The organism is Gallibacterium genomosp. 1 (assembly GCF_001678575.1).
Taxonomy (GTDB): domain Bacteria; phylum Pseudomonadota; class Gammaproteobacteria; order Enterobacterales; family Pasteurellaceae; genus Gallibacterium.
On record NZ_JTJP01000032.1, the window covers coordinates 1 to 25,318 of the forward strand.

Genomic DNA, 25,318 nt, shown 5'->3' on the forward strand with positions numbered 1-25,318 from the left:
TATATTCTTCAAAGGAGCTTGAACTTCTAATATAACTGTAATGTACCATTACACTTTTTAAATGAATTAAAACTGCACTCTCTTGGTGCAGTAAATAATGAAAAAGACAAAGTAAGATTATTTCGCTGAAACCTGCTGTAAAAATAATTTTCGAGGCGTTCGTAGCCCTAATTTTTCCGCTTCATTGACCAGATTTAAGGCTCGGTTGATGTCTTTTTGTTTTAACGCATTGAGGACAGCTTGATTAAAATAGGCCTCCGTTTCTTTCTCCACCTTAACATTTTTCTCATTCTCTCCCTTTTGGTTAGCAATCACGGCGGTGGCTGCGGGGGCGTTTTTTTCCATTGTAAAAATCTGATTTAAGCCGACAAAATGTGTGCCGTTAGCGGGTTGGAAATTAACGATGAGCTTGCCATTTAAACTATGCTTCACTTGAATATCCGCAATCGCTGGCGGTTGTTTGCCTGTGGCTTTGGCAAAAAGTTTTGAGGGGTGAGGGACGACAGTTTGCCCTGCCAAATCCGCTTTTGTGGTGTAAATCAGCAAGTATAATGCCCCTTGATTAATTGGCGTGAGATTTAGCGTCGCAACTAATTTATTCGGCTTTAGCCCACGTTCTTCTTGCAGTTTAAAGTAGGCGGAATCATAATGTGCTGCAACCTGAAATTGACTATCTAAAACCACGACATTCGGGACAAAAACCTGCTGATTTTGCACCTCACTTTCAATTTCGATTTCCATTGCTCCTTGGCTTGCAGGGAGACGATAAGCCGCAACAGGGCTTTCAATCCCAGCAAAAGAGAGCGTAAACCCTTGTTTTTGTGTGGCGTTAAGTTCGGTTTTCACCTGTTGCGGTAGTGCGACATCTTGCCAGTGCAACTGAGCGAGGCTTTGAGCAGGCAAAGACAAGGTCGCGGCGAACGTTGGCGATGTGCTGAAAACGGTGATGGCGAAAAGTGCGGTCAAAAAAAAGGGTATTTTTTGGGTTAATTTCATTGTTACCTCACAAGAAGAAAGCCATTGTGTTGTTGAAGAGGCAAGCAAAAGTGCGGTGGTTTTTTGAGCCAGTTTTTTTACTTGCCTTGTCCTATGATTTACTTATGGGTTGCCTGAATCTGAGATCCATTCCGTGGTTGGCATTACCACCAAGCCTCAAATTGTATGCCAGCGATAAATTCGCCATCTTTGGCTTTATAGCCTGCGTCAGTGCGTTTGCTGGTATTAAATTTATCGTTCCAATGAGCATAAGTGCCGAACACACGGATTGCAGGTCTTGCCCAAATGCTGCTACCGGCTTGCCATTGTTGGGCGAGGGTGTATTTCATTAGTTGATTTTTCAATCCTGTTTGCTGATCTTTAATGCGATCATAGCCCACTTCAACCAGCGTACTCATTGTGTCAGTCCATTTGTACATCGGGCGAACGCCTGCGGAATACCAAGTTTTCCCTTGATGATTATCTAAATCGGTTTTTTCGTAAATTAACGCATACATCACTTCCACTTTATCTGACGGTGCGACAACGCCTTGATTGATTAAACGTAGCATATGCCCTTTATTGGTATTTGAGCCACCTTGAGAATGTCCCGTACTCCAAGAGGTCATCGCGTCTGTGGCGTATTGCACGGTAAATTTATTAAAACCGCCAAAAAATTCGCCTTGTGTGTGCTCGAGGGTGAGCATATAGCCGTTTTTACTTGCACCCTCGACACGGCTGGCGTGATTTTTGGTATGCGAGTTGCCGTAATCTAGCCCGATTTCTAATTTTCCGTTTTTATTCACTTCAAGATCGGCAAGACGCACATCAAAGACATCGTTATACACGTCTTTATCTAGATCACGAGTGGATTCCCACTTTTTCGTAATCGGGTTATAATTCCAGCCGTACGCTCCGCCTTGCTCGGTATTGCGAGTTACGGCAAAAGACAATTTCCCTACGCCCACATCAATATTCTCTACCCCTGCGCCAGGGCCTGAAATATCCCAATAATAGAAGTCATTAAGATGCACATCGTGGCGTTGATAAAAGCGTTTCCCTGCCCATAAAGTGGCATCGGGTAGGCTATCGAGGAAATTTTTAAATTGCACATTGATCTCACGCAAGGCGGGCGTGGTGGTTTCCCAATCGCCTTGCTGATTAATGGAATAGGCAAGATTGGAATCTAAATAAATGGATTTATTGCCCTCATTAAAAAGCGATTGCCCCAGTTTAAATTCTGCATAAGTTTCCGCTTCGTTGCCTAAGCGATATTTTGAACCACCACCGTTTACTGTAAAGGCAGTTTGCTCACCACCGCCTGATGTCTAACCAATGCCCGAACGAGCATAGCCGTGAAAATCAACGGCATTCGCACTCAGTGCGATAAAACTGGCGGCGATAGCGGTTGCAATGCGTGTTTTTGCGTTTTTCATAAGCGACCTCACTTGAAAATAATTGACGTATGAAAGAGAAATGAAAAATGATGGTTACACCCCTTTTTCTTTAAAAAGCCTTGGGCAAGCCACCCCGTTTTCTTTGAATAAATGACAACGCTCTGGCACGATCCCAATATCAAATTCTGCCCCCTCATCAATCAACACCACATCATTTTGTCGATAGACCAAGGTTGGCTGTTTGATTTCAGGGATTTCAAGATGGATTTGGGTTTCATAGCCCAGCAGTTCCACCACTTGCACTTTGCCTCGTAGGGTAACTTCTGCTTTTTCAGAGGGGACAAGGTGTTCAGGTCGAATACCAAGTGAAAGGTTATCGCCCACTTTCACCCCACTAGCAAGAACGGGAATCCAAAAGTTGTGATGATTTGCATCGGGTAATTCCACCTGAACCCGCTCTGGCTCTACGCCTGTAACTTTAACAGGGAGGAAATTCATTTTAGGCGAGCCGATAAATCCAGCGACAAAACGATTAGCAGGATAATGATACAGCTCAAGCGGTTTGCCAACTTGTGCGATGCCGCCTGCTTTTAGCACCACGATTTTATCGGCAAGGGTCATCGCCTCCACTTGATCGTGGGTAACGTAAATCATAGTGCGGTTCAATTTTTTGTGTAATTTGGAAATTTCCACCCGCATTTGTACGCGTAATGCGGCATCAAGATTAGAAAGGGGTTCATCAAGTAAAAAGACTTCAGGCTGAGAAACGAGAGTTCTGCCAATCGCCACCCGTTGTCGCTGACCGCCCGATAAGGCTTTCGGCTTGCGATCGAGCAAATGGGCAAGTTGTAACACTTCTGCCACTTGATTTACCCGAGCCTCACGTTCCGCTTTGCTCACCCCAGCCAGTTTTAAGCCGAAAGACATATTTTCCGCCACATTCAAATGAGGGTAGAGGGCGTAAGATTGAAACACCATTCCTATGCCTCTTTTGGCTGGCGGCACATCATTCATTCTTTTTTCGCCGATGTATAAATCCCCTGTGCTGATGTCTTCAAGCCCTGCGATCATTCTAAGTAAGGTGGATTTTCCACAGCCAGAAGGTCCAACAAAAACGACAAATTCGCCTTCATCAATTTCTAAATTAATGTCCGTTGAAATCTGTACATTGCCGTAGGATTTACCCACATTGCGTAAGGATACCTTTGCCATATTTAACCTCGTTTTGCATTTTTATCCGAAAGCTTAGGATAATTCAATGTGCCGTATCTTCCCCTATTCATTTATAAAAAAAATCCTCCTTGACGGATTTTTTTAAGGATTAGATGGAAAAACCGGCTGAAAATGATGTTGTGTGTTGAAAAGGACAATTTGGCGAGCTTTTGTGATAGCGATCACATTTTCTTCTTTCATTTTTGTGAGCTTGCTCACAGAAATAGAAAAAACTTGTCAGAACAGGCTGATTTTTTAAAAGGAGGAGATGGGGGGAGGATAACAAATTGTAAAATTTACGCATAATGAAGCAGAAATCCTTATTACCCACTCACAATCAGGAGCGTAGTATTATGAAAAAAGTGATGAAAAAAACCTTATTGACTTTCACCCTAAGCACCATTGCCAGCCTTGTTTTCTCAGGGGCGGTAATGGCGAAAATGAGCGAAGGAAAACTGGTGATTTGGATCAACGGCGACAAAGGCTATAACGGCTTGGCTGAAGTTGGGAAAAAATTTGAAGCGGATACAGGCATTCCCGTGTTAGTAGAACACCCTGATAAACTAGAAGAAAAATTCCCACAAGTTGCCGCAACAGGCGATGGACCCGACATCATTTTCTGGGCACACGATCGCTTTGGTGGCTATGCACAAGCAGGATTGTTAGCCGAATTACACCCTAGCCCTGAATTTAAAGAAAAATTCGCCGATTTCGTGTGGGACGCACAAACCTATAACGGCAAGGTGATTTCTTACCCTGTTGCGATTGAATCCCTTTCATTAATCTACAACAAAGACCTGATCAAATCGCCACCTCGCACTTGGGAAGAAATCCGCGAATTGGATAAAACCCTAAAAGCACAGGGGAAAAATGCCATTATGTGGAACCTTGCAGAGCCTTATTTCACTTGGCCAGTAGTTGCTGCCAATGGAGGCTATGCGTTCAAATTTGACAACGGACGCTATAACCCGCAAGACATCGGCGTGAATAACGCAGGTTCGCAACAAGGATTACAATTTGTCGTAGATTTGGTGAAAGATAAGGTGATCAATCCTGATATGGATTATTCCGTTGCGGAAGCTAGCTTCAACAAAGGGGAAACTGCCTTAACCATCAACGGGCCTTGGTCGTGGGGCAACATTGAAAAAAGTGGGATCAATTATGGCGTGGCAGTATTGCCTACCCTCAATGGTAACCCATCTAAACCATTTGTGGGGGTATTAAGTGCCGCGATCAATGCCGCAAGCCCAAATCAGGATCTCGCTATTGAGTTTTTAGAAAATTATCTTTTAACAGACGAAGGGTTAGCCACTGTGAATAAAGATAAACCATTGGGTGCGGTGGCATTGAAATCTTACCAAGCTAAGCTCGCTGTTGATCCTAGCATTGCCGCCACGATGACGAATGCGGAAAACGGAGAAATTATGCCGAACATTCCGCAAATGTCCGCCTTTTGGTACGCTGAACGCAGTGCGATTACCAATGCGGTGAATGGTCGTCAAACGGTACAACACGCCCTAGATGACGCACGAGCAAGAATTTTAAAACAGCAATAATTTGAGGGGAATTTCTCCCTTTTGTCTATAGCTAAAAGTGCGGTGCTTTTTTTTACATTTTTTTTTGAGGTGTAGTATGCGATCATTTTTAAGCCCCAATCCTGTTTTAACCCCCAAGCTGAAGCAACGAGGTTTTGTCAGATACAGCCTAATCCTTGCCATTTTGCTCTTGGATTTTTATGCCGTAATGCTGATGTATTCCCAAGGCGAGTATCTTTTTGCGATTTTAACCCTCGTGATTCTCACTTCTGGGGTTTATATTTTTAGCAGCCCGAAAGCCTATGCGTGGCGATATGTGTACCCCGGCATCACAGGAATGATCATCTTTATTTTGTTTCCATTGGTAGCCACTATCGCCATTGCATTCACCAATTACAGCAGCACAAACCAACTTTCATTTGAGCGTGCGTTAAACGTTTTAACCACCCAGAAATATTTATCTGGCGAAAAATATGATTTCAAGCTCTACCCACAAGCGGAGGGAAAATTCCAAATTGGCTTATCGCATAACGGAGAATATTTTCTTTCCGAACCCGTACCGTTAGCCCCTGCACAAGTCAATTTAACGCAACAAGATCTGCCAAACATCAGTACCGCTCCGCTGAAAACTATCACCCAGAATCGCCAAGCCTTGCAAGCGATGACCTTAATTTTACCGAATGGCTCATCATTAACAATGAGTTCATTACGCCAGTTTTCAGCCCAAAGTCCTCGTTATCATTATGACGAAGCGACACACCAGCTCATTAATAATGAAAACGGCAAACGCTATGCTGCCAATTTTGACACAGGCTTTTTCCAACAAATAGATGCACAAGGCAACTGGCTGAAAGAAACCCTTGAACCCGGTTTCACCGTTTCTATTGGCTTCAGCAATTTTATTAAAATTTTCACCGATGAGGGCATTCAAAAGCCGTTTATCCAAATTTTTATTTGGACGATTGTATTTTCTGTGCTGACGGTAATTTTTACTGTGATCTTAGGAATGATTTTCGCCAGCCTCGTACAGTGGGAAGCCTTAAAAGGCAAGGCGGTTTATCGTCTTTTATTAATTCTGCCCTACGCCGTTCCTGCATTTATTTCTATCTTAATTTTCAAAGGGTTATTTAATCAAAGCTTCGGTGAAATCAATATGATCTTGAACCAGCTTTTCGGCATTCGCCCTGAATGGTTTAATGATCCGTTCTTAGCTAAGGTAATGATTTTAATCGTAAATACTTGGCTGGGCTATCCTTATATGATGATCTTATGTATGGGATTATTAAAAGCCATACCGCAAGATTTGTATGAAGCCTCCGCAATGGACGGGGCGTCCACTTGGCAAAATTTTAGCAAAATTACTGTGCCATTATTGTTAAAACCGCTAACTCCCTTAATGATCGCCTCGTTCGCCTTTAATTTTAACAATTTTGTGCTAATTCAATTATTAACCAATGGGCGACCAGATATGATTGGCACAACCACCCCAGCAGGACATACTGATCTTTTAGTCAGCTATACTTACCGAATCGCATTTGAGGGTGGCGGAAGCCAAGATTTCGGGCTAGCCGCTGCCATTGCAACCCTCATTTTCTTATTAGTCGCAGGGCTTGCCTTGCTGAATATCAAAGCCACAAAAATGAAATTTGGCTAGGAGGGATTATGGCTATTGTTCAAGCAAAATCATTACGCTATCGCCTATGGGCAACCCATTTATTTTTAATTGCCTTTATCGCCTTAATAATGTTCCCACTATTGATGGTGGTTGGCATTTCGCTACGCCCCGGCAATTTAGCCCTCGGCGAGATTATCCCGAACGAAATCTCGTGGGAACATTGGAAACTCGCTCTTGGGTTTGATGTGGTACATTCTGATGGTAGCATCACTCCACCGCCGTTCCCTGTATTACTTTGGCTTTGGAATTCTGTGAAAGTGGCAACCCTCACCTCTGTTGGGATTGTTGCACTCTCGACTACTTGTGCTTACGCCTTTGCAAGAATGAAATTCAAAGGCAAAAAAACGCTATTGCAAGGAATGCTCATTTTCCAAATGTTCCCTGCGGTGTTATCCCTTGTCGCCTTATATGCCTTGTTTGATCGCCTAGGGCAATATATCCCATTTCTGGGGTTAAACACTCACGCTGGCGTGATCTTCGCCTATCTTGGTGGTATCGCATTGCACGTTTGGACGATCAAAGGCTATTTTGAAACTATCGACGGCTCATTAGAAGAAGCTGCAGAATTAGACGGTGCAACCCCGTGGCAGGCATTCCGTTTAATCTTGCTTCCTCTTTCTGTGCCGATTTTGGCAGTGGTGTTTATTTTATCTTTCATCGCTGCCATTACAGAAGTGCCAATCGCCTCGTTACTTTTGCGTGATGTGGAAAGCTACACCCTCGCCGTGGGTATGCAACAATATCTTTATCCACAAAATTACCTATGGGGCGATTTCGCCGCCGCAGCCGTCCTTTCCGCTATCCCTATCACCGCCGTCTTCCTACTCGCCCAACGTTGGCTAGTTGGCGGATTAACCGCAGGCGGTGTAAAAGGTTAATTCCTGAGGGGAAGAAAAAGTAAAAAAATAGCGAAAAATCTGACCGCACTTTGAATGATAAATCACGCTCTTAACACTTGTAGGGCGTGATTTTTAAGCCTGTAAAATATGATTAAGGTCGCTTTTTTCCATTATCTTTATTGGCTGGAATTTTCGGTTCAATTTCTCTTAAAAAATCAAGATAGTGATCTGTTACACGATATAATTTTAATCTGTCACTCATAACCATTTCCCCAATGAAAATACTGTGCAAAAAAAAAGATGCCGATTAGGCATCTTTTTTCAGCACTTGTGGTAGCTTGCACCTAATTAAGTAGCACTTATGGCAGCTTACGCCCGATTAAATAGCACTTATGGCAGCTTACGCCTCAGCACATAATATAGCCATTTTTGAGTGGTATTTCAAGGTTTGTCATTGATTTTCCTTTTCTAGTCGTTTTTCGTTTTTAATTTAACTGTACCCCATCAACTGCAAAAGTTCCCTTGTGTATTGAATGGCTTCGTTACGATTTGCTACGCCTAATTTTTGATATAAATTGCGGATATGGGTTTTAATTGTGGTGGTGGCAACTTGTAATTCATCTGAAATTTGGTCGTTGCTATATCCCGAATAAATTAAGCCTAGCACTTGCCATTCCCGTTGGGTAAGGGGGCTGATTTTTAATAAATCTGGCACTTGCGGATTTTTTAATAATTGTGCGACAAATTCTTCATCAAAATGAGCGAATTTATGTCGATAATATTGGTTGATGTGGCGTAAGATAAATTGAGCTTTATGAGCAACTAATTCATCGAGGCTGTTTTGGGCAAGTAATTGGCGGATTTGCTGTGCCATTATTTCCCCCTCCAACACGAAAACACTGATAAAGTTGGTTTGTTTGGTGAGGGCAAGAGCAAGCTGAAGATCTGCCATCGCCGCTGTTTTGTTATGTGTAAGAAAATGCAGCCGATTGCGTAAAATTAAGGCTCTGTTTAAGTCGCTGATAAATTGTAACTTTTCCGCCGTTTGGATCAATTTATCCAAAATCGTTTTGGCAGCCTCATAATCGCCAATCAGCATTTTTGCCCGCGCAATATTACGCCATTGTACTTGGCTGAAATGATTGGTATCCGTGCTTGGTGGTTGGTTTTGAATTAGCCAATTTTGAGCAGCTTGGTTATCGTTCGTCATTTGCCATAACACAATTTTGACCTGATCAGCATTGGCATTCCAATCGTTGTGATAATGATGTGCATTTTGTAGTTGGGTAATTTTTTCTAGCAGTCGGGCGGCGTTGTCTAAATCCCCGCGTACAATGGAAATTTTGCATAAAATCGCCAAACATTGTAGCCTTGCTTCTTCGCTATCCAACACCGAAATACCAGCGGTTGCCATTGCTTCGGCTTTGTCCAAATCATACCAATCCCATAAAATTTGCCCTTTCAAACGGAGCAAAAACTCATACATTGGAATTTGTTGCAAGTGGTTTTCTTTCACAAATAGCGTCGCTTTATTGAGCATATCATACCCTGCTTGTAAAAAACCTTGGGCGATCAAAATTTCCGATTGTTGGAGTAATGTCCACAGCACATTGTGAGAGGTGTGATACTGACGAGCCATTTTTTCCGCTTTTTGCAGCATTGTAATGGCATCGGCGAAATTGCCTTTAACGTGCCACGCCTCGCCAATAATGGAGGTGGCAACAATTTTAGCATAGTGGGCGTTGTCAGCAAGGCGATTTAATGCGTTGGAGGCAAGTGAAAGTGCGGTGTTTTCATCGCCTGAATTTATGGCGACTTGGGCGAGCAACACGTCAAATTCCGCTTGATTTTCAGGGCTGAGATCGATGTTCTGTTGCTCAAAATGGGCAAAAATGCCAGCTACTTCACTATGCTGATGTTGGCTTTGGGCAAGCCACGCTTTTAATAACACCAGATTAGGGTAGGCGACAAGCCCTGTATCATCAAGATGTTCTAGGCTTTGCTCTAATAATTTGAGTTCCCCTTGGTGGAATAATTGCCAGCCGTTTTGTGATAAAATTTGCAACAATAATTGTTTGTTTTCTAATAAGCTGGCGTGGTAGAGGGCTTCGGTAACATAGCCTTGAGCGAGCCAACCTTGTGCCGCTTGTTGGTGCAAGGTGGGCATTTCATTTGCCAACTCACGCTGGCTACAATGGGCTAAGAAAGAGGCAAAAAGCGGGTGAAAACGCCACCAATTATCATCGCTTTCCATTCGCTGTAAAAATAGCCCTTGTTTTTCTAGCCGTTCCAAAATAAATCGGCTCTCTGTTTCGCCCGTTACTTCAGCTACGAGGGTTTCGTTCATTGAACGCAGAATAGAGCAACGCAAAATAAATTGTCTAGTCGCTTGATCCACAGGGGCAAGCACTTCGTCATTTAAGTAATCATTGATGTGAAAACTATGATGGGAAAGGCGTTTGGCAATATCTTGTAGAGTACTTTTCTGCTGTTTGGCAGAAAGGCTGATGAGTTGTAACGCCGTCGGCCAGCCCTCCACCTCATCACAAAGTGCGGTAATTTCTTGTTCCGTTAAGGGATCTTCTAAGCGAGATTGGAAAAATGCAATACTTTCTTGATGAGAAAAAGGCAGTTGATGGGCATTAATTTCTAATAATTGTTCTTGCACTCTTAAACTGGCTAAGCTCAATGGCGGCTGAGAACGTGAAATCAAAATGAGCGTCATTGCAGGCGGTTGGTGTTTGATCCAATATTTTAATGCGTCGTGAATTTCTTCGTTTTCAATTAAATGATAATCATCAATCACCAGATAAAATGGCTGTTCGTAGGAAGCAAGATTGACCAACAACTGATTAAACAGTGAAAACAAATTGGAATAGGGCGGATTGTCTTCATTGTGAATGTGGTTGTTGGTAGCTCTCGCTAATGCCGCACAAAAATAGCCTGCGAACCGCTCCGTTTGATTATCGCTTTCATCTAAAGAATACCAGCCTAGATGTGGTTTATCCTTTGCCCATTGGGAAATCAACGTAGTTTTGCCATAACCTGCGGGAGCGGTAATCAGCACTAAAGGATAATCTGAAGCCTGTTCTAGCAAGGATAATAAAGCGGTTCTGGTTACGCTATTTTGTAGGCGGTAAGAACAAATAAGTTTTGATGGAATTAACATTGTTAATAACCCTTTTGTTGATGAAAGATGTCTTTTGGAGTTCTCCTCCCCCAAATAAGAAATTACTTCCTACTCGTCATACTGACAAGATTATAGCAAGGAGGATTTATTTTTTCTCCTGCCGAGCATAATAAAACAAGAAGAATGTTTAATTTATGCCTTAAAAGGAGTTTTTATGTCTATTTCTCATACAAATGAAATGGCGTTATTTGATAATAATGTACAAAAATACTGCCGTTTTTTTGAACTTAACTCACCACAACAATTTACCCTTGAGCAATGGTATCAAGTCATCGCTCGTACGGTGCTTGAAATGGCATATCACAAGCCGCAAGGCAAGGTTGATGAGCAACGCCATATTAATTATCTCTCAATGGAATTTCTCATTGGTCGCCTCACGGGGAATAACCTGATGAATTTGGGCTATTATGAAGCGATCAAAGCCTATTTAGCCCAGTATCAGATTGAGCTAGTCGATGTTCTGGAACAAGAACGTGATCCTGCTTTAGGCAATGGCGGATTGGGACGCTTAGCCGCCTGTTTTTTAGATTCAATGGCAACGCTAGGGCAAGCGGCGACAGGCTACGGGCTGCATTATCAATATGGGCTGTTTAAACAGGCTTTCCAAGATGGAAAACAAGTAGAAAGTGGCGATGAGTGGGGAAGAAATCAATATCCTTGGCATCGCTATAATCCAAGCAAAACCCAACAAGTGCATTTTGGCGGAAAAGTGGTGGCAATCGAGGGAGATCGCTATGAATGGCAACCCAAATTAACCATTGAAGGCAAAGCTTTTGATCTGCCGATTGTGGGCTATCAAAATGACGTAATCCAACCGCTACGCCTCTGGCAAGCAGACAGCCCACAATCTTTTGATTTAAACCAGTTTAATGAGGGCAAATTTGTCGCAGCGGAAAAAACCTTAATAAAAAGCACCGCACTTACCCAAGTGCTATACCCGAACGATAATCATCGTGCAGGACAACAGTTACGCTTAATGCAGCAATATTTCCATTGTGCTTGCTCCGTGGCGGATATTCTTTCTCGCCACTTGGCACAAGGCTTCACCTTGGAAGAATTTCCGAAACGCCAAGTGATTCAGCTCAACGACACGCACCCAACCCTTGCAATCCCTGAATTAATGCGGATTTTGCTTGATGAACATCATCTTTCTTGGCAACAAGCGTGGTCTATTTGCCAACAAAGTTTCGCTTACACAAACCATACCTTGCTTCCAGAAGCTCTAGAACAATGGGATCAACGCCTATTCAAACAATTATTGCCACGCCACTTTAAAATTGTGGAAAAAATTAATCACCTTTTCCATCAACAAGTGAAAGCACAATTTGGCGATGATGCCAAAGTATGGGAAAAACTGGCGATTTTGTTTGATTACCGAGTGAGAATGGCAAATCTTTGCGTCGTGAGTTGTTTTGCGGTGAATGGTGTTGCTCAAATTCATTCTGATTTGTTGGTTAGTCAGCTTTTCCCCGAATATCATCAACTTTTCCCGACAAAATTCTGTAATGTTACCAATGGCATTACCCCAAGACGATGGATTCAACAAGCCAACCCTGCATTAAGCCAGTTGCTCGATCAAACTATCAAAGGGGATTGGAAAAAAGATCTTGAGCTACTTCACCAAGTGGAAAATGTGGTTGATGATGCCAACTTCCGCGAGTCTTATTGGCATATAAAACAGCAAAACAAAGCGGCTCTTGCCAGAGAAATTGAGCAAACACTTAGCTTATCTGTCAATCCAAATGCGATTTTTGATGTACAAATTAAGCGTTTCCATGAATACAAACGCCAGCATTTGAATTTATTAAATATTATCGCCACCTATCAATGGTTAAAAGATAATCCGAATAAAGATTACACACCAAGGCTCTTTGTTTTTTCAGGCAAAGCGGCACCGGGCTATTATTTGGCGAAAAATATTATTCACGCCATTAACAATGTCGCAGAGATCATCAATAACGATAAACAGATGAGAGATAAGCTACAAGTGGCGTTTTTACCTGATTATCGTGTGTCGCTAGCGGAAAAAATTATCCCAGCGGCGGATATTTCCGAGCAAATCTCAATGGCTGGCAAAGAGGCCTCAGGGACAGGCAATATGAAGCTGGCATTAAACGGGGCATTAACCTTAGGAACGCTTGACGGGGCAAATGTGGAAATTGCTGAAATGGTAGGGAAAGAGCATATTTTCCTCTTTGGTCATACGGTTGAAAGCATTCAAACCTTGCTGGCAGAGGGCTATTCGCCAAAAAGCTACTATCAAAATGATCCCGTATTAAAAAATGCGGTGGATTTTTTGGCCAAAGGCAAAGCGAGCAAAGGGGATAAAACGGCGTTCAGCTTAATGTTAGATAGTTTGCTTGAGCGAGATCCATTCCTCGTTTTCGCTGATTTTGAGAGCTATCGAAAAGCTCAGGAGCGTATTGGCCAGGCTTATTTAGATCGTGATGCGTGGTTAGAAAGTGCCATTTTAAACACCGCACGGCTTGGCAAATTCAGCTCGGATCGTTCAATCCGTGATTATCAATCACGCATTTGGCTAAAAAAATAGCGTAAAGACAGAGGTTAGCACAATGAACAGATCAACCAAGCGATTTCAGCAAGCAGGCATACTGCCTTATTTTTACGATGAACGAGGGCTAAAAAAAGTTGCCAGCCTGCAAACCCAGCAGCGTTTATTTAAGGCATTTGCGGGAAATACGGGGACATATTCAGCGATGTTGCCACCAGTAAAAATCCTTTATGAAAACACACCGCACTTTTTAAAGCTCCATCGCACGGATCTCAAGCACAATGTGCAGGGCGATTGGCGGCTTCAACTGGAAAATCAGCAAGGGGAAATCAAAGGGAAAGTAAAACGTAATACCCTGCGTTTTCCTCATCATCTGCCGTTGGGTTATCACAATTTAACCTTAAAGGTCGGGACGAAAAACTATGCTTGCCGCTTGATCGTTGCCCCAAAACGCTGTTATCAACCACCAGAAATGGAACAAGGTAAAAAGCTATGGGGATCATTTATTCAATTATATAGCTTGAAATCTGAGCATAATTGGGGCATTGGCGATTTTGGCGATCTCAAACAATTTCTACGCCACATTGCGGCGACAGGGGCGGATTTCGTTGGGTTAAACCCCATTCACGCTCTTTTTCCTGCTAATCCTGAAAGTGCTAGCCCTTACAGTCCTTCATCAAGAAAATGGCTCAATATCCTTTATATTGATCTCAATACATTACCTGAATTTCAGCAAAATCCTGAAGCACAGCAATGGTTTCAGCAGCCACAAATTCAGCAAACCTTAGAAAAATTACGCACGGCAAGCCATATTCATTACACAGAAGTGATGGCATTAAAACTCGAAGGGCTACGACTTGCTTTCTCTTTTTTCCAACAACAGGCAAATTCTGCTCGCCAAGCTGATTTTGAGCAATTTCTCCAACAAAAAGGGGAAAGCATTATTATTCAAGCCACTTTTGATGCACTTCATCAACATCTCAGTGAGCAATTCCCTGAACAATGGGGTTGGAATTATTGGGCTACGCAATATCAGGATTATCATAGCGAAACGGTAGCACGCTTTCAGGAAACCCATCAAGCGGATATTCGCTTTTATGCTTGGTTACAATTTATTGCGGAAACTCAGCTCAAAGAATGTAATGAACTCTGCAAAACCTTAAAAATGCCGATTGGGCTTTATCGTGATCTTGCTGTTGGCGTTTCCGATCAAGGCGCAGAAACTTGGTGTGATAAGCAACTTTATTGCTTAAAAGCCAGCATTGGTGCACCGCCTGATATTTTAGCTCCACAAGGGCAAAACTGGGGCTTATCGCCGCTCAATCCACATATTTTGCAGCAGCGAGCCTATCAACCCTTTATTGATCTTGTGCGAGCCAATTTGAACCACTGTGGTGCATTACGTATCGATCATATTATGTCACTGCTACGACTGTGGTGGATTCCTAAGAATGGACAAGCACAAGATGGAGCATATATTCGTTATCCTGTTGATGATTTGATCGCCATTCTTGCCTTAGAAAGCCATCGACACAAAGCACTTATTATCGGGGAAGATCTGGGTACAGTTCCGAAAGCTATCGTGAGTAAGCTCAAAAACGCGGGGATTTTATCTTATAAAGTGTTTTATTTCGAGTTTGACGAACAAGGAAAAAGTCGAGATTTAGCCGATTATCCTTATCAAGCAATGACAACCTTAAGTACGCACGATCTGCCAACCATTGATGGCTATTGGCGAGGCTATGATTTTGAACTTGGACAGCGTTACGGCATTTACCCAAATGAAAAAATTTTGGCGATATTGCAACAGCAGCGTCAGGAAGCTAAAGCAAAAATTTTAGCACGCCTAACAGAAGCAGGAATTGAGCCTGATCTACCAAAAGATTTATCCTCTCCAATTAGTAAAAAATTTAATCATCAACTGCAAGCCTATGTGGGGAAGGTAGAAAGTGCATTGCTAGGGCTTCAGCCTGAAGATTGGTTAAATATGTCTGAACCCGTCAATATTCCGGGAACAAGCGCTCAATATCCTAACTGGCGAAGACGACTAAGCCAGAATATCACAGAGATTTTTAATGATCCTGAAGTTCAGCAACTTTTACAGAAAATAAATACTTGCCGAAAATCGCATTAATTCTATAAAAATAGCCGATTAATCGGCTATTTTTTCAAAATGATTATTAATTTTTCAACAGACTGTTGACTAAACTCAATACTTCATCAATCTGTGCAGAAGAAAGTTTCCCCTCGTGAACAAACTTCACTTTGCCGTTTTTATCCAACACTACGATCAAACTTTCTTTCTCTTTTAATTTCCACGCATTTTTTACCGCACTTTGATTATCCAGCAAAATTTAGCTATACGCATTTTCTTTTTTCGCCTTTTCGGTTCAGCTTCGCACAAAAGCACTTGTGCCGCAAATGGCGTCATCGGCGTTAATGATGTTGGTGATTTGAATGTAACCTTTTGAAGTGTTGAGTTTTAATTGCGTCCATTAACGGCTGATTTTCTCTTTTGTTGCAATGTGTAAAACAACACGGCTTGATACAAAGTATGAGTCGTCGAGGAAATTGTTGGGATAATGTGCCGATGGGGCGTTGGTTTAGAAGTTTTAAATATAAATGGATGTTATATGATCGTATTCAACTTATCACAATCTACAAACAAAACCTGATTTTCACTAAAGCCGAATATATTAATCAAACAACGGCACAAAACTCTCTTTAACAAATCCGCCAAATCGTATAACCTTACAGCTTGAAGATTGCCCAACCAATGCACAGGGCTTATGTAAAATGGACGATTTTTATAACGCGGTAAAAAATGCCTTAAAATAACACCGCACTTTACCCATAGCCGATCACGGCTTCGCTTTTGTATAATGTGAAGCCGTACTCCCGAACCATCGCAAACTGTGAACGAGGCGTGATCAAAAAATGACTGAAAGCAAAAAAGACAATGCGATTTTTAATCTCAAAGCCAGCGAAAAACTGTTACTACGGCTCATTCGCCAATATTCCCCCTCACGCAAAGAATTAAGCGTATTATCGGGTTTAACCCCTGGGGCAGTAACGCAATATTGCCGCAAACTGCTGTTTCTCGGCTTAATTAAAGAAACGGAGAAAATGGTAAAAAAACGGGGAACGCCCTCTTTTCATTTAACTTTAAATCCCAATGCTTGTTGCTCGATTGGTATCACCTTTTCAGATAACTCATTTCAGCTCGCAATCGTGGATTTTATTGGCAATAAAATTGCCAATGAACGCTATGTTTACCACAATAGCGTGCAATTTGATGAATTATGCCAACAAATTCGCACCGCACTTCAGCAACTTTTAGACAAAAAATTTCTCGCTGAAGCAAAAATTCTCGGCATCGGTTTTTCTCTTTCTGGCTACCTATTGGCCGATCAATCCATTTCGTCCCCTTGGTTTCCGTTATTACAAAATATCCCTAACTTAGCCAACGTATTCAGCGAAAAACTGGGCTACCCCTGCCATATTGAGAACAACATTAACACGGTGGCACTGGGGGAATATTATTCGGGATTATGGAATGATATTGAAGATATGGTGGTCATCAGCCTTGATTTTGGCATTGGGGCGGGCATTATCTCGCAAGGCAAATTAATTCGCGGCGGTTTCGGTAATGCTGGTGAAGTGGGCTTATTGTTCCCTTATGATGCCCCTCGCCCAAGCTGGAAATATTTGCAAGACGAACTCGGCGAGTCGCAGTTGCAAGGAAATTTAATGGAAAATCCTCAAGTGCAAAAATGGCTCGCACACAGCCAAGAGCAAATCCATTCCCTTATGCTGTCTGCCATTGCGTGGCTCGATCCCCGTGTTATCGTCCTCACAGGAATGTTGCCACCGCTGTTAATCAACCAGTTGATTGACTATGTAAAACACACAAAAACAATGCAAAATTTACACCGCACTTCCGCTCAACTCTGTGCTTCCAAAATGAAGTTTGAAGATATTTCTATCGCCGCCGCCATCGTTCCTATTTATCATTTTTTGCAATGACGGATTTACTCTATTAATGTATCTGAATAAGTATTTATATACTATTTTAACTATGATGCTAAGAAATAAAACAATAAATTAAACCCAATTACCAAAAGGTAATTGGGGGCATAAAAATAAGATTTCTTTAAATAGAAATTATCCCTCAGAAGTTAACTTATTCTCTAATGTTTCCGGTACTAAATCCAATTTGGCCATTAACATTTGATCGTGATCTTCTTCGTTATTACCAGTTACCAATAATTTGTCACCATAGAAAATGGAGTTTGCACCAGCCATAAAACAGAGTGCTTGCATTGCTTCCGGCATTTTATGACGACCAGCGGAAAGTCGCACATAGCTGTTCGGCATTGTGATGCGAGCAACGGCAACAGTACGTACAAATTCTGTCCAATCCAATTCTTCCGCTTCCATCATTGGTGTGCCTTCCACTTTGACTAACTGATTTATTGGGACAGATTCTGGTTGTGGATCAAGATTAGCTAAACTGGCAATCAAACCAGCACGTTCTTTACGAGTCTCATTCATTCCAACAATACCGCCACAGCATACTTTCAAGCCAGCTTTGCGTACTTTGCCGAGAGTATTGATGCGATCATCAAAACGGCGAGTGCTAATGACCTCTTTATAATGTTCCGGAGCAGTATCAATATTATGGTTGTAATAATCTAACCCAGCTTCTTTAAGCTGTTCTGCCATTCCATCTTGTAATAAACCGAATGTGCCACAAGTTTCTAGTCCGAGTTCTTTCACTGCTTTAATAATAGCGGAGACTTTTTCAATATCTTTTGGTTTAGGCCCTCGCCACGCTGCGCCCATACAGAAGCGCCCTGCACCTCGTTCTTTAGCAATTTTGGCTTTTGCCACAATATCTTCAATATCTAAAAGTTCTTCTTTTTGCACACCGGTTTGGTAACGGGCGGATTGAGGACAGTACCCACAATCTTCCGGACAACCGCCGGTTTTAATAGACATCAGTGTTGACAGCTGAATGGTTTGTGGATTGAAATTTTCACGATGAACTTGTGCTGCACGGTAGATTAAATCAAGAAATGGAGTTTCAAAAAGTGCTTCCACTTTGCATACTGACCAATATTCCACACTTGGATGTGGGGTGAGTGAAGATAGCTCAATCGTTGTTGTTGTCATATTCCTGTCCTTATCATTTTTGTAACAAAGTTCTGTATTCTAACGATTATTGTGGTGTTGCACCAAATAATTTTCAGTTATTCTGCCATTATCAATTCGAATAACTCGTTGCATAATGTTAATTACCTCGTTAAGTTGATGGGTGACCAATAATAGACATAACTGTTTTTGACAGCAGATTTTATCAACCAGTTGCAACATTTCTTGTCGTAATTCAGGATCAAGCGCAGAAAAAGGTTCGTCTAGCAATAAGATTGGACGATTACGTAATAAGGTTCTAGCAAGGGCAACGCGTTGTCTTTGACCACCGGAAAGTTGTTGAGGCAGTCTTGCTAAATAATGTTCTAGCCCTACTTGCTCGGCAACATCAGTGACTTGTTTTTGCTCTGTTTTATTCAACGAAAGACTTGGTTTTAAACCTAAAGCGATATTTTCGGCAACGGTGAGATGATTAAATAGATTATTATCCTGAAACAACATTGATACTGGGCGTTGATAAGGTTCAGTGAAAGTGTGATTTTCACCGTTAAGCCAGATTTCTCCTGATTCTGCATATTCAAAGCCGGCAATAAGATTGAGTAGGGTAGATTTGCCAGCACCACTGGCACCAATAAGGGCAGCTTTTTCAGTTCGAGTAAGTTGTAAATCAAAATACATTGGCATTGGTGGATAAGTGTAATGCACTTGTTTAAGTGTAATCATTGGGTCGATTTTGTTCCGTAAATAAAAAAATGAAAAAATAAAACAGCAATAACACCATTGCGGTGACAGCGGCGGCATCGCTTTGATAATGACCTAATTGTCGATAAAGCAACAACGGTAATGAAGTGAAACCATTATTGCCGAAAAGTGCGATAGCAGTAAAATCACCTAATGAAATTGCCATTGCTAAGGCAAATGCCGAGCATAATGGACGAATTAACGTTGCCTTTTCAACAATTTTCCAACGTTGCCAACCACGAAGATTTAATGATAAACAGAGTCGCTGATAGTTCAACATATTGCTATAAAAAGGCGCTGTTAGTAACTGTAATGCGAATGGCATTGCTACTAAAGCATTGCAAAGAGCGACTAAAATAAATAACGATATTGTATTGCTTTCCATTTCTGCAAGAAAGAGAAATAATCCTGTTGCTAACACTAAGGTTGGGATAGCTAAAATAATTGTGCCGATATTTAACATCCATTGACTACTTTGCTGTTTGCCGAGCCAATAGAGATGGCGAGTGGTCAAGAGAAGTGAAATTGTTAGTATCAGACAAAGTAGTGCCGCAGTGGGTGCTAACAAGAGTGAAAAAGCAATAGCTTGCCATAATTCTGGATGTAACAACTGTTGCCATAAATGACGGGCATTTAATCCAGCAAATAGCGTTTCCAGTAGCGGAGCAACAATGAAAAGTGTCGCTGTGATTAAAATAAAGTAGTGATAGCAACGTTGATAATGGTTTAAATTCGGTAAACAGCGTGGTTGAAGTGAAGTTTCACTTTGCTGATAACGACCAAAACGGTTGTTAATGCTAAATAGTGTGAAGCAGAATAAAAATTGTAAAATAGCTAATAATGCTGCGGTTTCAATATCAAAATCAAAAGTGATTGCTTGATAAATTGCAACTTCCAACGTGGTATATTTCGGACCACCTCCTAACGTTAGAACAATAGTGAAACTAGTGAAGCAGAGCAAAAAAATAAGTCCGAACAGATTAAAACAGGTTGGACGCAAAAATGGCATTTCCACCCAACGGAAAAAACGCCAATGACGTAAATTCAGTTGCGCCGCCAATTTGAATTGTGAAGCAGGCAACTGTTGCAAGCGTTGATATAACACTTTTGCCGCTAACGGAATATTGAAAAAAAGATGGGCGATTAGAATACCGCTTAAACCGTAAATATCGGGAAGTTGCTGCCCGAATAGACGAAGAAATTGATTAATCCAACCATTGAAACCGTAAATACCGACAATACCGAAAATAGCAACCAGTGCCGGTAACACATAGGTCAGCGAGAAAATTTTTAATAGAAAGGTTTTGGCAAAAAAATCTAGATAAAACAGTGATCTGGCAACAATAATACCGAAAAATAGTGAGAAAGTAGCGGATAATCCGGCTTGATAAAAACTGAAAAAGATAACTTGTTGCAGGTAATCGTTTTGCAGTAAATTTAGCCATTGTGAGAAGCGACTATGTTGTAGTAATTGTTGTAAGCTGCCGCCATAAATAATGGCGAGCAGTAATAATATGACTAAACCCGGCAACAGAAAAAGTTGCCGTTTTATTTCAATATAACGCATTATTTTGCCAACGCATTTTGCCATACAGCAAGCCATTGCTTGGTTTGTTGATGGCTGATATTTGAAGTATCAATAGTTTTTTCAGATAGCACTCGATGACGCAACTGATCATAATGTGGTTCAATCGCTGCATCGGTAACAGCAAACATCACATTACTTTTGCTGATGATATTTTGTGCTTCCGGTGAGATTAAAAATTGTAAAAATTGATCTGCTAATTTCGTTTGTTTACTTGCTTTTAATTTTGCTGCAATTTCGATTTGTAAAATATTGCCTTCGCTGAATTCTGTTGCAGCATAGTTTTGTTTCTGTTCATTTAGTTGATGATAGAGTGGTGAACTACGGTAGCTCAATACTAAATCGCTTTCTCCTTTCAAAAAGGCACCGTAAGTTTCAGTCCAACCTTTGCCGACAGTGACGGTGTGCTTTGCCAGTTGTTGCCACGCTTGTTCTACTTGATCTTGCGGATAAACCTGATTGACCCAAAGTAATAAGCCACGACCGACAGAACTGGTGCGCGGATCTTGATAGATAATGCGTAAATCCTGACGTTCAATCAATTCTTTTAGGCTTTTTGGAGGATTGCTGAGTTTTGTTTTGTCATAAATAAAGGCGAAACTACCGAAATCATAAGGAATATAGGTTTGATTTTCCCATTTTAGTGGTAAGTGAAGATTGTTTAAATTGATGTTGGTTTTGGCAAATAGCTGTGATTGATCTGCGGCTTCAATTAAGCTTTGATCTAAACCTAACACGATATCAGCTTTGCTTTTTTTGCCCTCTAAACGCACTCGATTAAACATTGTGACACTATCTTCAAAAGTCACGAATTTGAGATCACAGCTGCACTGTTTTTCGAACATAGGTTCTAATTTTGGTGCAGGCCCCCAATCGGAAGCAAAAGAATCATAAGTATAAACGGTTAAGGTTTCAGCATTGGCGAAAGAAATGGTACTAACGGTCAATACACTGAGGAAAAGTGTTTTTTTTAACATAGTGAATTCCTATTTCATTATTGATAAATGCAAACAGGATTTTGAATAGCAAGCTGCTTCTCAAATCCCTCCGCTGCGACTAATCAGTTCAGGTTCGACGGGTATTATCTCAGCCTTACTTTTAGTAATGCACCCCGTTGAGAACGGCAGTTACTATACGAAATTGTAGCGATTTAGACAATGAAATTGTGAAAAGTTTATGAAAGATACCGTCATTTAAGCGTTTTTTACACTATAAACTTTAAATTTTCCTGTTTTCGCAAGAACCTGATGTGTACCGAAACTGCGATCAAGCAGATCCGGATAAGGCAGAAATGCATTAGCTACAATTCTTAATTCTCCGCCACGATTTAAATGTTGTTTGGCTTCAGTGATTAAGGTTTCTACTGCTTGATAAGCAGTATTCAAACCTGAATGGAACGGCGGATTGGAGATAATTAAATCGAATTTGTCATTAATTTGTGAAAAAACATCACTAGCGATAACCGTACCTTGCAGTTGATTTTGTTGCAATGTTTGCGTTGTCGAGGCAATTGCCATAGCGTGAATATCGCTCATTGTCAGCTCAATTTGTGGTGAAAGGAATTTTAGATAAGCACCGATTACCCCAGCACCACATCCGATATCTAACACTTTTCCCTGCACAGGTTGTTGCATAGTTGAAAGCAATAAATCTGTACCTTGATCCAGCTCACCGGAGCTGAATACACCCGGCAGTGCATAGATAGTTAATTGTGGCAATTGTGGAAGTGTATATTGTTTCCACCAGTCAGATAATGTAAATTGCACCGGTTTTCGTAATTCAAAATAGTAAAGGCTACATCGCCGAGCGGAATCAATTTTATAAATATCGCCTAATTTGCCACAAAACTTCTCTGCGGATCGAACGCCTCCACGATTTTCTCCTACTAATAAAATTTTTTGTCCGATAGGTGCTTGCGACAAAATTTGAGTTAATTGGAATAGACACTCTTGTTTGTTTTTTCCCCAGTAAAAAATGATGAGAGATGCTTCTTGATAATCAGCTTCAAGCTTAAATTCAGTAGGATTTTTAGCGTGACGTACATAATCAAAGTAATAACTGACTACATTAATCCGTTTGGCTAAGATACGACATTGTGATGGAAAATCATCCTGTATATTACCGAGAAAAAGTAAAGTTTCATTTTCAAACAGATTAAGGTGGCGTTGTAATAATTGGCTTTCGGGTGTGAGTGACATTGTTTTTTCTTAGAAAGTGAATTGATTGAATCAAAAGAAAGATGGAGCTAATAGAAGCCCCATCGCTATTTATGATGGTTTTATTTGACACGATAACCAGCTTTAGCACCGCTATCGACATCAAGTAGGAACAGATCTGCACCACCACTACCGGCAGATAAAATCATTCCTTCAGAAAGTCCGAATTTCATTTTACGAGGCGCAAGATTGGCAACCATAATCACCATTCGCCCCTCTAATTCTTCTGGTTTGTTGTAAGCCGCTTTGATACCTGAAAAAACCTGACGAGTTTCAACACCTAAATCAAGTGTGAACTTCAATAATTTTTTACTTTCTGGCACGGCTTCACATTTCAATACTTTTGCCACACGTAAATCCAATTTAGCAAAATCATCAATAGTAATAGTTTTTTCAAATGGCTCAATTTCACTGTCTGTTTCACTTATTTTTGCCGGCGCTGTTTGGGTTGCAAATTGAGCATTTTCTGCTTTTGAGGCTTCGATCAAAGCTTCAATCTGTTTCATTTCTAAACGACTAAATAATGCTTTGAACGGTGCAATTTCGTGTGCCAATAATGGAGAAGTTAAGGTTTCCCAACGCAATTCATCGTGCAAAAAGGCTTCTGCACGCTCCGCCAATTTCGGCAATACCGGTTTTAAATAGCCCATTAATATACGAAACATTTGAATACCCATTGAGCAGACCTCGTGCAATTCCTGCTGGCGAGTTTCATCTTTTGCAATTATCCAAGGTGCGGTTTCATCCACATATTTATTGGCTTTATCGCATAAAGTCATAATTTCACGAATTGCTTTGTTGTATTCACGATTTTCGTAATGTTGAGCAATTTGTTCTGCCTGTTGGCTGAATTCTTGCCATAAGGCTTGATCGTGTAGGCGATCTGCTAATTTGCCATCGAAACGCTTTTGAATAAATCCTGCATTACGGCTAGCAAGATTAACCAATTTATTGACAATATCGCTGTTCACACGTTGTACAAAATCTTCCAAATTTAAATCTAAATCATCAATACGACCACTTAATTTTGCTGCATAGTAATAACGTAAACATTCAGGATCAAGATATTCAAGATAGGTTTTTGCTTGAATAAAAGTACCACGGGATTTAGACATTTTTTCACTGTTTACTGTGACATAACCGTGTACAAAAATATTATTTGGTTTGCGGTAACCTGCACCTTCAAGCATCGCCGGCCAGAATAGACTGTGGAAATAGACAATATCTTTACCAATAAAATGATAAAGTTCGGTGTTGCTGTTTTGTTGCCAGAAATGGTCGAAATCAATATTTTTACGATTACATAAATTTTTGAAAGATGCCATATAACCAATAGGAGCATCTAACCAGACATAGAAATATTTACCAGGTCGGTTTGGAATTTCAAAACCGAAATAAGGCGCATCACGAGAAATATCCCACTGCTGTAAACCAGATTCAAACCATTCCATCATTTTATTGGAAACTTCGGTCTGCAACGTGCCAGATTTAATCCAGTCTTTCAACATAAATTCAAATGACGGTAAATCAAAGAAGAAGTGTTCAGACTCTTTCAGGATCGGAGTTGCGCCGGAAACGACAGAACGAGGATTAATCAACTCTGTTGGGCTGTAAGTAGCGGAACAGACTTCACAGTTATCACCATATTGATCTTCAGCTTTACATTTTGGGCAAGTACCTTTCACAAATCGATCCGGTAGGAACATTCCTTTTTCTGGATCATAAAGTTGAGAAATAGTCTTGCTCTTGATAAAGCCGTTTTGTTTCAATTTGTTATAAATTGTGCAGGATAATTCTTGGTTTTCCGGACTATGAGTAGAGTAGTAATTATCATAACTGATATTAAACCCGGAAAATGAAGAAATATGTTGTTGTTGCACATCTGCAATCAATTGTTCTGGCGAGATACCCATTTGATCCGCTTTCAACATAATAGGTGTACCGTGAGCATCGTCTGCACAGACGAAATAAATTTCATTACCGCGCATCCGTTGAAAACGTACCCAAATGTCGGCTTGAATATGTTCAAGCATATGACCTAAATGGATTGGACCGTTTGCATAAGGCAAGGCACAAGTAACTAATATTTGACGGCGACTGGACATAATTTTTCCTTTTGATTAATTCGTTTTTTAATTGTGAAAATAACCGCTAATGTTACTCTATTGACAGGCTATTTTCCAGTTTAACTACTACTACCAAATATGTATTAGCGCTGTTTTCGATTGATTTTACTTAACAGTTGCTTGTGGTCGTGGTTAAATAGACGAGCTAATTTAAACACTAC

17 protein-coding genes, 2 pseudogenes and 1 riboswitch are annotated in these 25,318 nt (G+C 41.0%); of the genes and pseudogenes, 7 read left to right on the forward strand and 12 right to left on the reverse strand.

Features of this window, described 5'->3' with window-relative positions; all coding sequences use genetic code 11:
- Positions 1 to 117 precede the first annotated feature (117 nt).
- From malM to malK, 3 genes and pseudogenes are all read right to left on the reverse strand, one after another.
- A complete protein-coding gene (gene malM, locus QV04_RS06435) occupies positions 118 to 996 on the reverse strand; it encodes a maltose operon protein MalM (RefSeq protein ID WP_065231343.1) in 879 nt (292 codons plus the stop codon).
- Positions 997 to 1,139: 143 nt separating this feature from the next.
- Positions 1,140 to 2,411 (reverse strand): annotated as a pseudogene (locus tag QV04_RS06440) (maltoporin).
- Positions 2,412 to 2,465: 54 nt separating this feature from the next.
- Complete coding sequence (gene malK, locus QV04_RS06445; protein ID WP_065231344.1) at positions 2,466 to 3,584, reverse strand: maltose/maltodextrin ABC transporter ATP-binding protein MalK; 1,119 nt, start codon at positions 3,582 to 3,584, stop codon at positions 2,466 to 2,468.
- A gap of 365 nt (positions 3,585 to 3,949) precedes the next feature.
- On the opposite strand from malK, the gene malE reads away from it, so the two are divergent.
- The 3 genes from malE to malG all read left to right on the forward strand — a co-directional run bounded on the left by malE (position 3,950) and on the right by malG (position 7,672).
- A complete protein-coding gene (malE, locus tag QV04_RS06450) occupies positions 3,950 to 5,140 on the forward strand; it encodes a maltose/maltodextrin ABC transporter substrate-binding protein MalE (RefSeq protein ID WP_065231373.1) in 1,191 nt (396 codons plus the stop codon).
- A gap of 76 nt (positions 5,141 to 5,216) precedes the next feature.
- Entirely contained in the window at positions 5,217 to 6,773 is a 1,557-nt protein-coding gene (gene malF / locus QV04_RS06455) for a maltose ABC transporter permease MalF (protein WP_065231345.1), read from the forward strand.
- Between the two features lie 8 nt (positions 6,774 to 6,781).
- Complete coding sequence (gene malG / locus QV04_RS06460; protein ID WP_039093719.1) at positions 6,782 to 7,672, forward strand: maltose ABC transporter permease MalG; 891 nt, start codon at positions 6,782 to 6,784, stop codon at positions 7,670 to 7,672.
- A gap of 112 nt (positions 7,673 to 7,784) precedes the next feature.
- On the opposite strand, the gene QV04_RS11495 is transcribed toward malG, so the two are convergent.
- Both QV04_RS11495 and malT read right to left on the reverse strand, forming a co-directional pair.
- Positions 7,785 to 7,895 (reverse strand): type III toxin-antitoxin system ToxN/AbiQ family toxin, encoded by a 111-nt coding sequence (locus QV04_RS11495; RefSeq protein WP_231924177.1) that lies wholly within the window; start codon positions 7,893 to 7,895, stop codon positions 7,785 to 7,787.
- A gap of 228 nt (positions 7,896 to 8,123) precedes the next feature.
- On the reverse strand, positions 8,124 to 10,802 hold the full coding sequence (malT, locus tag QV04_RS06465) for an HTH-type transcriptional regulator MalT (RefSeq protein ID WP_065233331.1): 2,679 nt from the start codon (positions 10,800 to 10,802) through the stop codon (positions 8,124 to 8,126).
- Between the two features lie 175 nt (positions 10,803 to 10,977).
- Between malT and glgP the strand changes: the two genes are divergently transcribed.
- Together glgP and malQ are read left to right on the forward strand one after the other, a co-directional pair.
- Complete coding sequence (glgP, locus tag QV04_RS06470; RefSeq protein WP_065231347.1) at positions 10,978 to 13,374, forward strand: glycogen/starch/alpha-glucan family phosphorylase; 2,397 nt, start codon at positions 10,978 to 10,980, stop codon at positions 13,372 to 13,374.
- 22 nt (positions 13,375 to 13,396) lie between these two features.
- Positions 13,397 to 15,469: a 4-alpha-glucanotransferase gene (malQ, locus tag QV04_RS06475; protein ID WP_065231348.1), complete on the forward strand. Its 2,073-nt coding sequence runs from the start codon at positions 13,397 to 13,399 to the stop codon at positions 15,467 to 15,469.
- A gap of 46 nt (positions 15,470 to 15,515) precedes the next feature.
- Here malQ and QV04_RS11500 read toward each other — a convergent pair.
- Positions 15,516 to 15,794 (reverse strand): annotated as a pseudogene (locus tag QV04_RS11500) (YtfJ family protein).
- Positions 15,795 to 15,889: 95 nt separating this feature from the next.
- Between QV04_RS11500 and QV04_RS11305 the strand changes: the two are divergent.
- Both QV04_RS11305 and QV04_RS06480 read left to right on the forward strand, forming a co-directional pair.
- Positions 15,890 to 16,063: a hypothetical protein gene (locus tag QV04_RS11305; RefSeq protein ID WP_167333060.1), complete on the forward strand. Its 174-nt coding sequence runs from the start codon at positions 15,890 to 15,892 to the stop codon at positions 16,061 to 16,063.
- 209 nt (positions 16,064 to 16,272) lie between these two features.
- Positions 16,273 to 17,361 (forward strand): ROK family protein, encoded by a 1,089-nt coding sequence (locus tag QV04_RS06480; protein WP_065231349.1) that lies wholly within the window; start codon positions 16,273 to 16,275, stop codon positions 17,359 to 17,361.
- 138 nt (positions 17,362 to 17,499) lie between these two features.
- Here QV04_RS06480 and bioB read toward each other — a convergent pair whose 3' ends face one another.
- The 6 genes from bioB to metG all read right to left on the reverse strand — a co-directional run bounded on the left by bioB (position 17,500) and on the right by metG (position 25,136).
- Positions 17,500 to 18,510 carry a biotin synthase BioB gene (gene bioB / locus QV04_RS06485; RefSeq protein ID WP_039165820.1) on the reverse strand — a complete coding sequence of 337 codons (1,011 nt, stop codon included), beginning with the start codon at positions 18,508 to 18,510 and terminating at the stop codon, positions 17,500 to 17,502.
- Positions 18,511 to 18,549: 39 nt separating this feature from the next.
- Positions 18,550 to 19,212 carry a thiamine ABC transporter ATP-binding protein gene (gene thiQ / locus QV04_RS06490; protein WP_065231350.1) on the reverse strand — a complete coding sequence of 221 codons (663 nt, stop codon included), beginning with the start codon at positions 19,210 to 19,212 and terminating at the stop codon, positions 18,550 to 18,552.
- Positions 19,199 to 20,821: a thiamine/thiamine pyrophosphate ABC transporter permease gene (gene thiP, locus QV04_RS06495; protein WP_065231351.1), complete on the reverse strand. Its 1,623-nt coding sequence runs from the start codon at positions 20,819 to 20,821 to the stop codon at positions 19,199 to 19,201. Before thiP ends, thiQ begins: the two co-directional genes overlap by 14 nt.
- Positions 20,797 to 21,792: a thiamine ABC transporter substrate binding subunit gene (gene thiB, locus QV04_RS06500; RefSeq protein ID WP_065231352.1), complete on the reverse strand. Its 996-nt coding sequence runs from the start codon at positions 21,790 to 21,792 to the stop codon at positions 20,797 to 20,799. The genes thiP and thiB overlap by 25 nt, the downstream gene beginning before the upstream one ends.
- A 47-nt stretch (positions 21,793 to 21,839) precedes the next feature.
- Positions 21,840 to 21,939, reverse strand: a riboswitch (TPP riboswitch).
- A 69-nt stretch (positions 21,940 to 22,008) separates the two neighbouring features.
- Positions 22,009 to 23,013, reverse strand: coding sequence for a 16S rRNA (guanine(1207)-N(2))-methyltransferase RsmC (rsmC, locus tag QV04_RS06505; RefSeq protein ID WP_065231353.1), 1,005 nt, complete (start codon positions 23,011 to 23,013; stop codon positions 22,009 to 22,011).
- 80 nt (positions 23,014 to 23,093) lie between these two features.
- Complete coding sequence (metG, locus tag QV04_RS06510) at positions 23,094 to 25,136, reverse strand: methionine--tRNA ligase (RefSeq protein WP_082985583.1); 2,043 nt, start codon at positions 25,134 to 25,136, stop codon at positions 23,094 to 23,096.
- Positions 25,137 to 25,318 lie beyond the last annotated feature (182 nt).

Excerpts from the sequence above, each read along its gene's own strand:
- malM (WP_065231343.1), bottom strand. The coding sequence starts at position 996 with ATGAAATTAACCCAAAAAATACCCTTTTTTTTGACCGCACTTTTCGCC.
- malK (WP_065231344.1), bottom strand. The coding sequence starts at position 3,584 with ATGGCAAAGGTATCCTTACGCAATGTGGGTAAATCCTACGGCAATGTA.
- malE (WP_065231373.1), top strand. The coding sequence starts at position 3,950 with ATGAAAAAAACCTTATTGACTTTCACCCTAAGCACCATTGCCAGCCTT.
- malF (WP_065231345.1), top strand. The coding sequence starts at position 5,217 with ATGCGATCATTTTTAAGCCCCAATCCTGTTTTAACCCCCAAGCTGAAG.
- malG (WP_039093719.1), top strand. The coding sequence starts at position 6,782 with ATGGCTATTGTTCAAGCAAAATCATTACGCTATCGCCTATGGGCAACC.
- QV04_RS11495 (WP_231924177.1), bottom strand. The coding sequence starts at position 7,895 with ATGAGTGACAGATTAAAATTATATCGTGTAACAGATCACTATCTTGAT.
- malT (WP_065233331.1), bottom strand. The coding sequence starts at position 10,802 with ATGTTAATTCCATCAAAACTTATTTGTTCTTACCGCCTACAAAATAGC.
- glgP (WP_065231347.1), top strand. The coding sequence starts at position 10,978 with ATGTCTATTTCTCATACAAATGAAATGGCGTTATTTGATAATAATGTA.
- malQ (WP_065231348.1), top strand. The coding sequence starts at position 13,397 with ATGAACAGATCAACCAAGCGATTTCAGCAAGCAGGCATACTGCCTTAT.
- QV04_RS11305 (WP_167333060.1), top strand. The coding sequence starts at position 15,890 with ATGAGTCGTCGAGGAAATTGTTGGGATAATGTGCCGATGGGGCGTTGG.
- QV04_RS06480 (WP_065231349.1), top strand. The coding sequence starts at position 16,273 with ATGACTGAAAGCAAAAAAGACAATGCGATTTTTAATCTCAAAGCCAGC.
- bioB (WP_039165820.1), bottom strand. The coding sequence starts at position 18,510 with ATGACAACAACAACGATTGAGCTATCTTCACTCACCCCACATCCAAGT.
- thiQ (WP_065231350.1), bottom strand. The coding sequence starts at position 19,212 with ATGATTACACTTAAACAAGTGCATTACACTTATCCACCAATGCCAATG.
- thiP (WP_065231351.1), bottom strand. The coding sequence starts at position 20,821 with ATGGCAAAATGCGTTGGCAAAATAATGCGTTATATTGAAATAAAACGG.
- thiB (WP_065231352.1), bottom strand. The coding sequence starts at position 21,792 with ATGTTAAAAAAAACACTTTTCCTCAGTGTATTGACCGTTAGTACCATT.
- rsmC (WP_065231353.1), bottom strand. The coding sequence starts at position 23,013 with ATGTCACTCACACCCGAAAGCCAATTATTACAACGCCACCTTAATCTG.
- metG (WP_082985583.1), bottom strand. The coding sequence starts at position 25,136 with ATGTCCAGTCGCCGTCAAATATTAGTTACTTGTGCCTTGCCTTATGCA.